Source organism: Variovorax sp. 01N425 (assembly GCF_056399465.1).
This window is the reverse complement of sequence record NZ_JBFTRJ010000013.1, coordinates 1-12,920: the sequence shown is the minus strand read 5'-3', so window position 1 is coordinate 12,920 and position 12,920 is coordinate 1. Positions and strand designations below refer to the sequence as shown.

Below are 12,920 nucleotides of genomic sequence, written 5' to 3'. Positions count from 1 at the left end.
GCAAGACGGGACCCATGACGCTGTTGGAAAACCACCCGGAGAAGAACATCATTCGTGCGCAGCTCCGGCAGAACATCCTTCTCAAGGACCTGAGCGAGAGCGAGCGCGCCGAGCTGGAAACCCATCTCGTCATCGTGGACGGCAACAAGGGCGATTTCCTGCTGCACCAGGGCGTGCGCGAGATGGAGCAGTACTTCATCCTCGACGGCATCCTCAAGCGGGTGGTGAGCAACCCCGAGGGCAAGGAAATGATCCTGCGCTTTGCCGATGCGCACGACATGGAAACCAGCTATGCGGCGCTGCGGCTGGGCACGCCCACGCCCTACGGCATCGTCTGCGTCACCAAGGCCCGCGTGGCCAGCCTGCCGCTGAAGGAGTGGATCGCGTTCCTGGACCGCCACCCCGAGACCAAGGAACTGTTCGAATACTGCGTGATGCGCGGCATGAGCGAAATCATGGCGCACACCATCACGCTGCATCTGCTCGACGCCCCCGGCCGCGTGCACCGCTTCATGCGCAAGCACCCCGAGCTGGAAGACCGCATTCCCAGCAAGGAGCTGGCGTCGTACCTCAATCTCTCCGCAGAAACCCTGAGCCGCCTGCGCAAGCGCGGGAAGATCTAGCTCGCCCAACCTTTTCAGGTCTGCTTGGCCGACGCGAAGCGGCGCGGAACGGTCATCAGGCGCAGCGCGTTGTCGACGCCGCTCACGCCGTCGACCTTGGAGGCCACCTCCTGCGTGAGCGCGCGCTCCTGTGCATCGAGCACGATGCCGCTCAGCTTGACCTTGCCCTGGTCGGCCTCGACGGTCACGCGGATGTCGCCGGTCGCCTCGTTGTCCTTGAGCGCCGACTTCACCCGCGCCGCGAGCGCCATGTTGGCCAGGAGCGCGCGCGAGGCCGGCGTCTCGGCAAACTCGGGGCGCTCCACCAGCGCGCGGATCTGCGCCACGCAGCTGTCCACCGAGAGGCGGTCCGTGTTGAGCACCAGGTCGTAGAGCACCGGGTCGCCCCAGGTCACGCCGAACTGCGCATGCATGCGCGCGGCGTGCGCGTCGTCGCTGCGCCGGATCTCGGCTTCGGCAAACTCGGCATCGTCGGTTTCGAGGTGCGCCATCAGCCATTCGACCCGCTTCTTCATCGAGCGCGTGATGCGCACGCACACCACGTGCGGCACCGGCCGCAGCAGGCAGGTCGCGCCCCAACCGCGCAGCACCACGTTGCCGCGGTCGGCCAGCGCAAAGAGTTCCTCGGCCGTGTAGAGCGCCAGGCTGCGCCGGTCGGCGGTGAACCGCTCGACAAAACCGGCCTTGCCGTCGCGCAGGCGGCCGATGAAGCTGGTCGGCACCTGCATGCGGTCGGCCACGCGCTCGATCGTCTCGTGGCGCATGACCGCGAGGCCGAGCGTTTCGGCAAGCCGAAGCGACACGTCCTTGGCAAGGGAACCCATCTCCTGGGTGAGTGCGATCACTGGCATGTGGTTGTTCTCCGTTCAGTCCACCGGGCGCTCGACGGCGAACTCGTCGGGCTTCTTGGGCTTGACGAAAGCCAGCACCTTGGAAATGAGCGGCCAGAACAGCAGCACGAGCGCCAGGGTGGTGATGCCGCCGACCAGCGGGTTCGAAAACATGATCGTCACGTCGCCCTGCGAGACCAGCATGGCCTGGCGGAACGAGTCTTCCGCCTTGTCGCCGAGCACCAGCGCCAGCACCAGCGGCGCCAGCGGGAAGTCGAGCTTCTTGAACAGGTAGCCCACCACGCCGAAGCCGAGCATGAACCAGATGTCGAGCATCGCGTTGTGCACCGTGTAGGCGCCGATGGCGCAGATCACGATGATCACCGGCGCGATGATCGAGAACGGAATGCGCAGGATCGAGGCGAACAGCGGCACCGTGCTCAGCACCACGATCAGGCCCACGATGTTGCCCAGGTACATGCTGGCGATCAGGCCCCAGACGAAGTCCTTCTGCTCGACAAATAGCAGCGGGCCGGGCTGCAGGCCCCAGATCAGCAGGCCGCCCAGCAGCACCGCGGCGGTGGGCGAACCCGGAATGCCCAGCGCCAGCATCGGCAGCAGCGCGCTGGTGCCCGCGGCGTGCGCCGCGGTCTCGGGGGCCACCACGCCTTCCATCTGGCCGGTGCCGAACTTGGAGCCGCGCTTGGACATCTTCTTGGCCAGGCCATAGGCCATGAACGAAGCCGGTGTCGCACCGCCGGGCGTGATGCCCATCCAGATGCCGATCAGCGAACTGCGCAGCGAGGTCACCCAGTACTGCGGCAGCTGCTTCCAGGTCTGCAGCACCACCTTGGGATCGATCTTCGCGCTCTTGCCCGAGAACTTCAGGCCCTCCTCCATCGACAGCAGGATCTCGCCGATGCCGAACAGGCCGATCACCGCAATCAGGAAGTCGAAGCCGCGCATCAGCTCGGGCTGGCCGAAGGTGAGCCGCAGCTGGCCCGTGACCGTGTCCATGCCCACGCTGGCCAGCGCGAAGCCGAGCGCCATCGACGCCAGGATCTTGAACGGCGAGCCCTTGCCCATGCCCACGAAGCTGCAGAAGGTCAGCAGGTACACCGCAAAGAATTCGGGCGAGCCGAACTTGAGCGCGAACTTGGCCACCAGCGGCGCCAGGAAGGTGATCATGATCACCGCCAGCAGCGCACCCACGAACGACGAGGTGAAGGCCGTGGTCAGCGCGGCGCCCGCATTGCCCTGCTGCGCCATCGGATAGCCGTCGAAGGTGGTGGCCACCGACCACGGCTCTCCCGGGATGTTGAACAGGATGGAGGTGATGGCCCCGCCGAACAGCGCACCCCAGTAGATGCACGACAGCATGATGATTGCCGAGGTCGGCGACATCGTGAACGTGAGGGGCAGCAGGATCGCCACCCCGTTGGCGCCGCCCAAGCCCGGGAGCACGCCGATCAGCACGCCCAGGATGATGCCGACGAACATCAGGCCGATGTTCATCGGCGTGAGGATTACCGAGAAGCCCTGCATCAGGGCACTGATTTCATCCATTTCGCATTTGCTCCGTGAGATTCAGTAGCCGAGAAACCGGAGAGGATCGAATGCGCCCTTGAACAGCGGCACCTTGAACCACACCTCGAACATGCAGAAGAACACCGTGTTGACGACCAGCGCCGCAATGGCACTCTTCACCCACGAGTACTTGCCCAGGAACACCATGAACAGCGCGATGTAGATCGCCGACGCCACGTAGATGCCGAGCAGCGAGATCGCCCCCACGTACACCGTGGCCGGCAGCAGCACCGACAGCACGCGCTTGAGCTGCACCGAGTCGACGAAGACCTCGGTCTTCCTGTTCTTGCCCAGCAATGCCTGGTACAGGATGCCGGCGCCGGAAATCGTGATGATCACGCCGATGTAGAAGGGGAAGTACCCCGCGCCCGGACCGTCGCTGGTCCAGCCCGAGCCCAGCCTCTGGCTCTCGTAGATCACCACCAGGCCGATGGCCACCAGGACCAGTGCGACCACGGCCTCGACCACGTGGGTCGCTACGCCGGTGCGCACCGGCCCGTCTGCTGAATTCTCGTCGTGCTCCATGGAGTCCCCATCATTCGTGTGCATGCCGTGAAACCCGAAGTGCAGCGCTCCGCCCGCCGCCCTGCCGGCGGCCGTCTCATCAGGGCAAGGAGCGCCGCGCGACGCTCGGTGATTGCTACTTGCTGCTGGCCAGGAAGCCGGCTTCCGTCATCAGCGTGCGGTGCGTTGCTTCCGCTTCCGTGAGCCATTTGGTGAACGCGTCGCCGGTCATGAAGGTCGGGTTGAAGGCACCCTTCTCCATGTACTCCTTCCAGTCCGGCGTGGCGGCGATCTTGGTCAGCAGGTCCACATAGAAGGCGAGCTGCTCGGGCGTCACGCCGGCGGGCATGAAGATGCCGCGCAGCATCGTGTACTTGGTGGGAACGCCCGCTTCCTTGCAGGTGGGGACATCGTTCCACGACTGCGTCTCCGTCACCTTGGCCTTGAACGGCATGCGCTGGTCGTCGAACACGCACAGTGCGCGCAGCTTGCCCGCACGCCACTGGGCCACCGCCTCGATCGGGTTGTTGACCGTCGATTGCACGTGCCCGCCCACCAGCTGCACCGCCACCTCGCCGCCGCCCTTGAACGGCACGTAGATGAACTTGGTGCCAGTGGCCTTCTCCAGCGCCACCGTGATGATCTGGTCTTCCTGCTTGGAGCCGGTGCCAGCCATCTTGAACTTGCTCGGGCCCGCCGCCTTGGCCGCCGCAATGAACTCGGAGGCGTTCTTGTACGGCTGCTCGGCATTGGTCCACAGCACGAACTGGTCGAGCGCCATCATCGCGACGGGCGTCATGTCCTTCCAGTTGAAGGGCACGCCGGTGGCCATGGGCGTGGTGAACAGGTTGGACAGCGAGATGATGATCTTGTGCGGATCGCCCTTGGCTTCCTTCACCGCAAGAAAGCCCTCGGCCCCCGCGCCGCCCGACTTGTTGACGACGATCAGCGGCTCCTTCATCAGCTTGTACTTGATGACGATGCCCTGCAGCAGCCGGCCCATCTGGTCGGCGCCGCCGCCGGTGCCCGCCGGGATCACGAACTCCACCGGCTTGGTGGGCTCCCATGCGGAAGCTGGCGTGGCAGCCGCCAGCGCCAGCATGGCCGCAGTGAAGACTGAGGCCCGGCAAGCGCGGGTGCGCGAAAAGAAGTTCTTCATCATGTTGTCTCCTGTTCTCCGGTGTAAGTGCGCTCTTTTTTTTATGGGATCTGAGCCGATGCGAACAGGCGCGATGGTGCGCGCAGGAAGAACTTAGCCTGCTTGACCCTGGTCAACTTTTCAAAGATTTTGTCTTGGGGTTAGCCCGTGCCGAGCGAGGGCGGGCGAGCCCCGCCGAGCAGGCTGCGCGGGAGGAATTGCACACGAGCGAAAGGCCTGTGGCAGCACCGGCCGGATTCAGTTTTTCCTCGCATTCGGGCGGGATTCGGGTAAACCCTAAAATGGCGGTCATTTCCCGACCAACGAATCCCAGGAGTTTCCGTATGTCTACCCTTGACCGATCGTCCAGCACGAGCGCATCTGGTGGCTTGGCTGGCGCGCTCAAGGCGCTCGCCGAAGAGGCCAGCGTGCTCGTTCAGGCCTTGCTCAGCCCCGGCAAGGTGATCGAGGAAGTCGAGCAGATGCGCGCGCTGCAGGTGCGCGCCGACCGCATCGAGGCCTCCGACCCGCTGCGCGCCGACGTGCTGCGCTGGCACGCCTCGCGCATCGGCCTGCGCTGAACCGGCCTCTGCGCGGCGGCACGGCGCCAAACTGGTAAAGTCCGGGCCGCCCTCCGTCTTCGTAGTTCAATGGATAGAACGGGGTCCTCCTAAGACTCAGATACAGGTTCGATTCCTGTCGAAGGCACCAAGGACCCGATTCACGGCGTCTCAGCCCACATCAGAAACCCGCACGCTCTCTAGGCGTAGCGGGTTTTTCTTTGCCTCGCGACGACACGCGGCGTAGCATCCCATCGCCCGGAAATACCGTCATTTTTGTCGGTATCCCGGAAATCCCCGTGACGAGATACCGTTGAGGAGAAGAGATGGCGCTGACAGACACGTTTGTTCGGCAGGTGAAGCCCACCGGGAAGGCCAACGGCGACAAATATGCCGACGGCGCCGGCATGTACCTGCTGGTGAAGACTGCCGGGAAATACTGGCGAATGGATTACACCTTCGTCGGCAAGCGGAAAACGCTGGCGCTGGGAACCTACCCGGAGGTCTCGCTGGCCAAAGCTCGGGATCGCCGCGCCGCCGCCCGCGAACTGCTGGCCGACGGGACGGACCCGAGCGCGGCCAAGCGCGAAGAAAAGAGAGCCCGAGCCGACGCGGCGGCGAATACGTTCGAGGCGGTTGCGCGCGAGTGGCTGGGAAAGACTGCCGCCAAACGAGCGAGCGGAACGCAGCTCAAGGTCAAGACGTGGCTCGAGAAGGACGCGTTCCCCTTCATCGGCAAGATGCCCATGTCCACCATCGGTCCGCGGGACATTCTGGAGCGGGTTGTCCGCAAGCTGGAAGCACGCGGCGCCATCGATACCGCCCATCGCGTCAAGCAGCTTTGCGGGCAGGTGTTTCGCTTCGCGGTGGTGTCAGGACTGGCAGAGCGGGACGTCACCGCCGATCTGAGCGAAGCTCTGGCCTCGAAAGCGACCAGGCACTTCGCCGCCATTACCGAGCCCAAGCGAGTCGGAGACCTCATGCGCTCGATCCATGCCTACAGCGGCCACCCCACGACCGTTGCCGCGCTGAGGCTCTCCCCTCTGCTGTTTGTCCGCCCTGGCGAGTTGCGCACCGCGGAATGGGCTGAGATCGACCTGGACGCGGCCGAGTGGCGCATCGCCGGCTCGAAGATGAAAATGAAGGTCGATCACGTCGTGCCGCTCGCAACCCAGGCGGTGGAGATCCTGCGCGACCTCCACCCGATCACAGGGCATGGACGGTTTGTGTTTCCGAGCATACGGACGGGTGAACGCCCCATGAGCGAGAACACCATCAATGCCGCCCTGCGTGGAATGGGCTACAGCGCCGAAGTCCACACGGCCCACGGCTTCAGGGCAACCGCGCGGACGATCATGGACGAGGTGCTTGGCGAGCGTGTGGACTTCATCGAGCACCAGCTCTCCCACATGGTCCGGGATACCAACGGTCGTGCGTACAACCGCACCGCGCATCTCCCCGCGCGCCGGGAAATGATGCAGCGCTGGGCGGACTACCTGGACAAGCTGCGCATCGGTGCCGACGTGATTCCGTTGAAGCCGCGCCAGATGACATAGCGCCAAGTCCGCGCGCTCCTTCCAAGCCGGCTAGATGAGTGCCTCGACATCGCGCGCGCAGGTGCGCCGCAATCTGGGGCAAACCGCTTCGGACGCCTGCCGCGAACTGCTGTGCTGCTCGCAGTGCGCCGCGCGCCCGTTCCGACGCCGCGCGTTGACCACAGCCGGCTCAGCCAGGACCAGACACTCGAAGTCACCTTCCAATGTCGGCACCGGGACAAAGTGGCAAACGCATTACAAATGTGCTACGCTTACGGCCATGAAATCGTGCACCTTACCTGCCGTTCGCGTTGAGCCGGAACTGCGTGCCGAGCTCGAAGCGGTCCTGGGTGAAGAGGAAACCATCAGCACCTTTGTGGCCGATGCCGTGCGCCGAGCAGTTGACTTCCGTCGCGTCCAAACCGACTTCCATGCGCGTGGCGAGGCCGCTTGGCAGGACTACCTGCGAACCGGTGTTTCACGCCCCGTGGACGAAGTGTTTGACCGCCTCCAGGCCCGCATTGATGCACGACGTCGCAAATTGCAAGGCCCTGGCACGTGACTGAGTTGTTCGGGGTTGAGATGACCCCGCAAGCCGAGGATGACCTTGAGCGGTTGTTTGAGTTCCTCGTCGCACGGTCAGAGACCTTGGAGGAACTGGACCATGCTCAGCATGTACTGCACCAGCTTCGCACCAGTATCAAGAAGCGGCTGGCCGAGAATCCTTGGGCGTATCGGAAAGCGAGCGACGGCAGGCGTACAACGCGCCGAGAGTTAATCGTAGGGCTTGGTTCCACAGGCTATGTGGCCCTCTACGAAATCCTTCCAGGGCGGGAAGTCAGGGTGTTGGCAATTCGTCATCAGCGCGAAGAGGACTACCACTGAGCCCAATGCGGCCGTAAGTCACTGTGGGGTGGCACGACGATCTGGCTGAGAGGCGCGCGACAGTCTCCGCAATTTGAATGACTTCTCCAGAGATGCTGCTATGTCTCTTGTGGGCCCAATGCAGTCAGTCGCGACAACAACGTTGAGCGCGTGCCTCCTGGCCCTTAACCGCACCACTCCCAATGCGGCGGCATTTTTGTTCTCAGCGATTCAAATTGGCTTGAACTTCCGCCCTAACTTCCGCGTGAGCCTTTTCAAAGCGCCGGGCATTGGCCGGCACTTCATCAATCATGAAATACGCTTCAAAGCGAGCGTCCACGACGTCTGGCAGACGCCGAATGAACTTTCGCTTGAGTGCGCCAACTGATTCCACCTTGCCTTCTTCCGCCAAAATCTTTCGCTGACGCCGAGCGGTGGCCGCGACGCCCGCTCGGCTCGCATGGGTGGCGAGGTAGCGCGACATTAGGCCGCGCCACCAGACTTCAGCCGTGACGGTCGCCATCTGCCCGTTGGACAAGCTCCGACTCTTCCAACTTCGCAATGCGGGACCGATGTCAGTCGTCGCGATCAACTCCCGATAGAAGTCGCGGAAATGGCCTAAAAGCTCGCCGGGATCGACTTCGTCCGATGGGCCTGTCAAGCCCAAGCAGGGAGCGCCGTTTCCGGTGTCGATGCCGCTCACGATTCCGCCGCCGTAGCAGCACGCCAATGCGACGAATAATTGAAAGCCGCACGCTTGGTTAATCGGCCGTAAGAGGTCGCATAGTTCCGGCCAGCCGATCTCACTCCCGTTCGCAAAAATCAAGCCATCTTCCGAACCGTGGCATTCGATGTGAATCCACGGCAGATGTCCGTCCAGCGAATTCGCGAGCACTTCGGCGGCGATGTTGCGGAAGCCTTGTGCGTCTTGACACGCGTATAGGCCCATAGGCAGCTCGAAGTCCGCTGCCTCGACTACCGGCTGTAGGTAGTTGAACAGGATCGTGCCAGTCGGGACTTCGTGCGCTTCAAGCGATTCGATCACGTAGAGGCGATTGAAGCGAAGGAAGGTCATGCGCCCAAGTGTCGCAGGACCATGGATCGGGCAGCCGCCCCGTGCATTGGCCTAGCGACGGCCAGCCCGCTGGACGCACACTTGGTACAAATCGAAGCTCAGTCCCTCGCATTGAGAGAGCGGAGTCGGCCCGGCTGCTCGGACACACTGCTGGTACAACGATGGGCTGATGCCCTCGCAGTCGGCGAGCGTTGATGAAGCCGATTGCGGAACTTCTACATCGACCACTCGCGGGCAAGTGGTGCCCCTGAATACCCGACTGAATGGCTGCCCGTTGTACTAGTAGCCGCACCTCACTCCCTGCTGCCCCGTGATCGTCGTCACATACTCCATTGCGCCAGTTGAAGACGCTTGCTGTGCGGATGCGTAAACGCCTGACAGCATCAGTGCTGCGGCTACGAGACTGTGCTTCACAGCCTTGGGGCTAGGTTGGTCTTCATGTTGCTTTCCTCCTGCGCGCGAGCGCGACGGCGATCGTACAAGCACCGCATGAGCGGAAATCGGCCGCCGAGGACGAATGACCGCTCTGGCCGAATTCAGCCGATGATTTTGTCATCTCGCACGCGCTGCTCGCGAAGCCGGGCCGTCGTTGCCGCCGGCTGCGACGCTTGCGCGAAACGCCCCGCCGGCGTCTGAGGCCTTCGGGACCTCATCTGTTGCGGTCGCCGTTGCGGACGGATTCAATGGCGCCGCTGTAGATGCGACAACTTCGTTGTCCAGAGCGCGGCGCACCTTCTTCAGTTCGTCGAGGATCTTCGTACGGTTGTGGGGCCTGCCGTTGAGCACCAGGGGCGATGGGTGATAGCACTCGAACACTTCGATCCTGCCGCCGGCTTTGCGTTCGATCAGCGTCCTCACGCTCTTGTGTCGAGCCTTGCGGCCCACGAGAACGACAGCGCGCAACGCTTGAAGCAGTCCGAGAAGCTCAGCCAGATGAGGCTCAGCTTGCTTGAGATCGGCTACGCGCGCAGGCCGGATCTTCGTAAGTTCGGGGTTGCCGATATACCAGGGCACAACGTTCCAGAGGAGAGTTTCAGCAGGGAAGATACTCGCTTCCGCAAGCAGCTCGTTGAAGGCTCTGGCTGTCTGATCAGGGTTGTTGCGAGAGATCAAGCCCGATTTAACGGCGCGCGGCCCGGGTGCTTCGAGCAGGAAGAGAACCTTGGCCGCCGCACCGCCGTCCTTAGGATCAAAGGCCGGAACTTTCCGGTCGGGCCACTGAGCACGCACGCGGTCGACAAACAGATCCAGCGCATTCAAGCTTGATCTCCTGCCTGTCGACGGCGATCGAGAGGTGTGTATAACGATGTCATAAGACGTGAATCTAACCGGCCTGTGAAGGTCCGGTTGTGGCCGATAGCGCCATCTCTGAACGGGCGGCGGCATTCTCAACGAATGTTGATGTCGTTCACGCGGGTGCCGATGGGCAAATTTCGAGTCTGGTCGAGCAACTGCGTCGAAATCTCCCAGTACACCTCAAGGTTCACGAGTTCAAGGTTGTCCGTTGTGTCAGAGCCTCCCAGGAAGAGAGGCCGCTTGTACCCGACACATTGACTGATGCGAGGCGCAGCACCGCCCGCTAATCGCCATTGCTTGAAGAAGCTTTCGGCCAGCGCCTCTTCCCTGTACTCGACGAGTTCGGCGTCATGGAACGCAACGAGACGACAGGGCACCTCAAGCGCTTGCCCCGTTCCCGGCTCCAGCATCACGACTGCCGGTCTGCCGTCGACGCGACGACCTGAGTCCAGCGCAAACAGTCGGCCCAGCCAATCGGCTCCGAACGGTGTGACTCGGCCTGCGAAACCAGGAAACGCGTTGGTCGCCCGCTCGGCCCAACGCGCTACGGCGCCAGCTGAAATGACGCGATACATGCCCTGGTCGAAAGAGCTTCCGCCGTACTGCTCCAACAGCTGGTCCACCTCCAAGTTCCCCGACCTCGGAGCGGTTCCCACGGAAGTGAGGTCTTCGCGCTTGTCTCGCTGGAACGCATCCCTAAAGATTTCGAACACTGGAAGTCCTTGAACTCGGTGTGTGACGCGGCCACCGTCCGCTTCCGGGTAGATTCTGGTTCATCGCTGAGTGACCGGTTCTGGCCGGGTGCGGCTCTATGGCCGGACTTCGTGTTGGCCGAAGAATGCTCCTGCCTCCGCGGCGAGTTGCTCCAGGCTTCCCACCTCAAGGACCATCGTTAGACGAACGTACCACTCGGGAGGTCCGTCTCTCGGGTCCAGATTGACTTCAAGATTGACGTGCCCAAGCGAGTCGGTAGTTGCCACCATGCTCATCTCCCCGTCCAGGGCAGTCCAAGATTTCTCACCCTCCCAGCCAGACGGTTCGGTGACCATCTCATTGAACAGCACCACGGGCGACGTTCCGAGCTCCGAATTGCCAACTCGCGCAGTCGCACTGAACCGATGACCCTCAAGGGTCACATCGTAGCTAACGAGGCTTCCTCGTCGTTGATACCGACGAGAGTGGAACCGAAGCTTCGCCTCGCGCTCCGAGGTCACTATAAATTCGCCCATGCTTTCCTTCGTGAACGTCAGCTTAGAGGCGAATTCTGCCTGCGTCGCGAAGGTCTGGTGATGGCCGAATGTAGCCGAAGCATTGCCAGCGGCGTCAGCCCCTGACCGGTCGTCGGGAACTCTCCAAAGCGGCCGCTCGGCGCGGAGTAGTTCACGAGTGTGCGCCTCCGATGCCAAGCTGGTCAGCGTTCACAGGCATCATCGAACGTCACTTCTATGGAAACTTCAATGGACGCAAAACGGAACGTGTCACCCGAAGAAGTCTGCCTAAGTCTCGAAGGACCTCTGCCTGCGAACCACAGCGGACGGACACCTCCGGAGTGCTTCCAATGGTCGTCGCGCGACGCGAGCACTTATTTCCAGAACTGCCACCGCGACTTCTTCGGTGCAGCCTGCGTGCTCGGTGCCGACGCGGCCGGTCCTAGCGTTGCAGCGACATTCGAGATGCGGCCGAGTTCGTCGAAGCTGATCTCGATGTGTCCTTCGCCCGCTCTCTCGGCGCGGATGCCCCCCGCCCCGTTGGATGCCGCATGTAACCCTTGCTGCCGCAGAAAACTTGTCACCATTCGGCGATGGTCCACGTCGAACTGCGAGATTACTTCCATCAGCACCGTGTTCACGCGGGGCAGCGACACCGGCGCCAGCACCTCGGCCGGCACGTCGTCGAGCAGCACGAACAGTGCGCCGCCGTCGTAAGGCGCGCGGTAATAGCAGCGGCCTCCCTCTAGGCCGCTGCAGGTCATGGCGATCATGTGATCGGTGATGTCGTCCAGTTGCAGCGAAGGTTGGGTGAACGCCTCTACGGTCTGCGCCTCACCGAGCTGCCGGATGCGCAAGGCGGCCTCAGTGAGTTGCGGCGGAAGATTGCTCTGCGTGTTGGCCCAGACCCACAGCCATGTGCGGGGTTCGAAGGCATGCGTGCCGAGCAGTTGCACGGGGTATTCCAGGTCATCGCCGAAGCGCAACAGGCCTTTCTGCATGTCAATGCCCCAGGGCCTTTCACCAATTACATCGCCCAATGCAATTTGTCTGGCGAACGAGGAAGCCGCGTGGTCTGCAAAATGGTCTTGAAATGTGCTCATGCTGATTTATGGTCGATGTCGGTTGTTCTGTTGAAGGTCAGGACTTTCCGCGCATCCTCGACACGCGAGAGAAAGTCGTGTTCGCGCATCGCCACGATTGCGCGAATGACTGCCTCGGAGCGATTCAGAACATCTCGGCAAGCGTCTGCTTGTGGCCGACTACGGCCCGCGCAACCGCTCGGCGCGCTACTGCGACTCCAAGCGACCAACTTCTCTGGCTGCTCGTTCAAGAAGAGTTTCGGCGTCTCGAAGCTCCCGGATGGCGCGCGCAATATTGGCCTCGCCCGGCGCTGCTTCTGCTGCCCTTTGCAAGGCACGCAAAGCGTCTTCTACTGCACTGAGGGCATCCTTAACTTTTCGCTTGGCTGACATTGAGGTCGCTATGGCTGCTATCTAGCGAATTCTGCCTTGAAGCCAGACGACCGGTTCTGGCCGACTGTAGCCCGCTGCGCGTCACTTCCGCGAACGGCTACCAAACCTTGTACCAAGGCTTCTTATCCCTCGGTGGCTCAGGAATCGCCTGAAGCTGGCGGTGCAACTGCCCCATTAGAGATTGATAGACCCGCATGCTGAACAGCTGCATGTTCGAGACCTCAA

The 12,920-nt window shown here is 62.5% G+C and carries 14 protein-coding genes and 1 tRNA gene; 6 read left to right on the top strand and 9 right to left on the bottom strand.

From position 1 onward, the window contains the following. Positions 1-14 precede the first annotated feature (14 nt). Positions 15-623 (top strand): Crp/Fnr family transcriptional regulator, encoded by a 609-nt coding sequence (locus AC1DSC_RS22425; protein WP_015867259.1) that lies wholly within the window; start codon positions 15-17, stop codon positions 621-623. A gap of 14 nt (positions 624-637) precedes the next feature. Here the strand turns inward: AC1DSC_RS22425 and AC1DSC_RS22420 are convergent, their stop codons facing one another. The 4 genes from AC1DSC_RS22420 to AC1DSC_RS22405 all read right to left on the bottom strand — a co-directional run bounded on the left by AC1DSC_RS22420 (position 638) and on the right by AC1DSC_RS22405 (position 4,703). Then, positions 638-1,474, bottom strand: coding sequence for a cytidylate kinase family protein (locus AC1DSC_RS22420; protein ID WP_027729802.1), 837 nt, complete (start codon positions 1,472-1,474; stop codon positions 638-640). Positions 1,475-1,489: 15 nt separating this feature from the next. Beyond that, positions 1,490-3,019, bottom strand: coding sequence for a tripartite tricarboxylate transporter permease (locus AC1DSC_RS22415; RefSeq protein WP_018906865.1), 1,530 nt, complete (start codon positions 3,017-3,019; stop codon positions 1,490-1,492). Positions 3,020-3,040: 21 nt separating this feature from the next. After that, positions 3,041-3,565, bottom strand: a complete 525-nt coding sequence (locus AC1DSC_RS22410) for a tripartite tricarboxylate transporter TctB family protein (RefSeq protein ID WP_018906866.1) — start codon at positions 3,563-3,565, stop codon at positions 3,041-3,043. A gap of 115 nt (positions 3,566-3,680) precedes the next feature. Then, a complete protein-coding gene (locus AC1DSC_RS22405) occupies positions 3,681-4,703 on the bottom strand; it encodes a Bug family tripartite tricarboxylate transporter substrate binding protein (protein WP_413470286.1) in 1,023 nt (340 codons plus the stop codon). Positions 4,704-5,026: 323 nt separating this feature from the next. On the opposite strand from AC1DSC_RS22405, the gene AC1DSC_RS22400 reads away from it, so the two are divergent. The 5 genes from AC1DSC_RS22400 to AC1DSC_RS22380 all read left to right on the top strand — a co-directional run bounded on the left by AC1DSC_RS22400 (position 5,027) and on the right by AC1DSC_RS22380 (position 7,662). Then, positions 5,027-5,263, top strand: a complete 237-nt coding sequence (locus AC1DSC_RS22400) for a hypothetical protein (protein ID WP_062365471.1) — start codon at positions 5,027-5,029, stop codon at positions 5,261-5,263. A gap of 55 nt (positions 5,264-5,318) precedes the next feature. Beyond that, a tRNA-Arg gene (locus AC1DSC_RS22395) sits at positions 5,319-5,393 on the top strand. 175 nt (positions 5,394-5,568) lie between these two features. After that, positions 5,569-6,798: a tyrosine-type recombinase/integrase gene (locus AC1DSC_RS22390; RefSeq protein ID WP_478131923.1), complete on the top strand. Its 1,230-nt coding sequence runs from the start codon at positions 5,569-5,571 to the stop codon at positions 6,796-6,798. A 259-nt stretch (positions 6,799-7,057) separates the two neighbouring features. Next, positions 7,058-7,339 (top strand): YlcI/YnfO family protein, encoded by a 282-nt coding sequence (locus AC1DSC_RS22385; RefSeq protein WP_196305775.1) that lies wholly within the window; start codon positions 7,058-7,060, stop codon positions 7,337-7,339. Continuing rightward, positions 7,336-7,662, top strand: coding sequence for a type II toxin-antitoxin system RelE/ParE family toxin (locus AC1DSC_RS22380; RefSeq protein WP_021009181.1), 327 nt, complete (start codon positions 7,336-7,338; stop codon positions 7,660-7,662). The genes AC1DSC_RS22385 and AC1DSC_RS22380 overlap by 4 nt, the downstream gene beginning before the upstream one ends. Positions 7,663-7,864: 202 nt before the next feature. Here AC1DSC_RS22380 and AC1DSC_RS22375 read toward each other — a convergent pair whose 3' ends face one another. The 5 genes from AC1DSC_RS22375 to AC1DSC_RS22355 all read right to left on the bottom strand — a co-directional run bounded on the left by AC1DSC_RS22375 (position 7,865) and on the right by AC1DSC_RS22355 (position 12,323). After that, positions 7,865-8,716 (bottom strand): hypothetical protein, encoded by an 852-nt coding sequence (locus AC1DSC_RS22375; RefSeq protein WP_436046236.1) that lies wholly within the window; start codon positions 8,714-8,716, stop codon positions 7,865-7,867. Positions 8,717-9,268: 552 nt separating this feature from the next. After that, positions 9,269-9,976 carry a uracil-DNA glycosylase gene (locus AC1DSC_RS22370; protein WP_436046235.1) on the bottom strand — a complete coding sequence of 236 codons (708 nt, stop codon included), beginning with the start codon at positions 9,974-9,976 and terminating at the stop codon, positions 9,269-9,271. 128 nt (positions 9,977-10,104) lie between these two features. Beyond that, complete coding sequence (locus tag AC1DSC_RS22365; protein ID WP_436046233.1) at positions 10,105-10,725, bottom strand: T6SS immunity protein Tdi1 domain-containing protein; 621 nt, start codon at positions 10,723-10,725, stop codon at positions 10,105-10,107. A gap of 96 nt (positions 10,726-10,821) precedes the next feature. Next, entirely contained in the window at positions 10,822-11,241 is a 420-nt protein-coding gene (locus AC1DSC_RS22360) for a DUF6228 family protein (RefSeq protein WP_436046386.1), read from the bottom strand. Between the two features lie 353 nt (positions 11,242-11,594). Then, positions 11,595-12,323, bottom strand: a complete 729-nt coding sequence (locus tag AC1DSC_RS22355) for a DUF6882 domain-containing protein (RefSeq protein ID WP_436046231.1) — start codon at positions 12,321-12,323, stop codon at positions 11,595-11,597. Positions 12,324-12,920 lie beyond the last annotated feature (597 nt).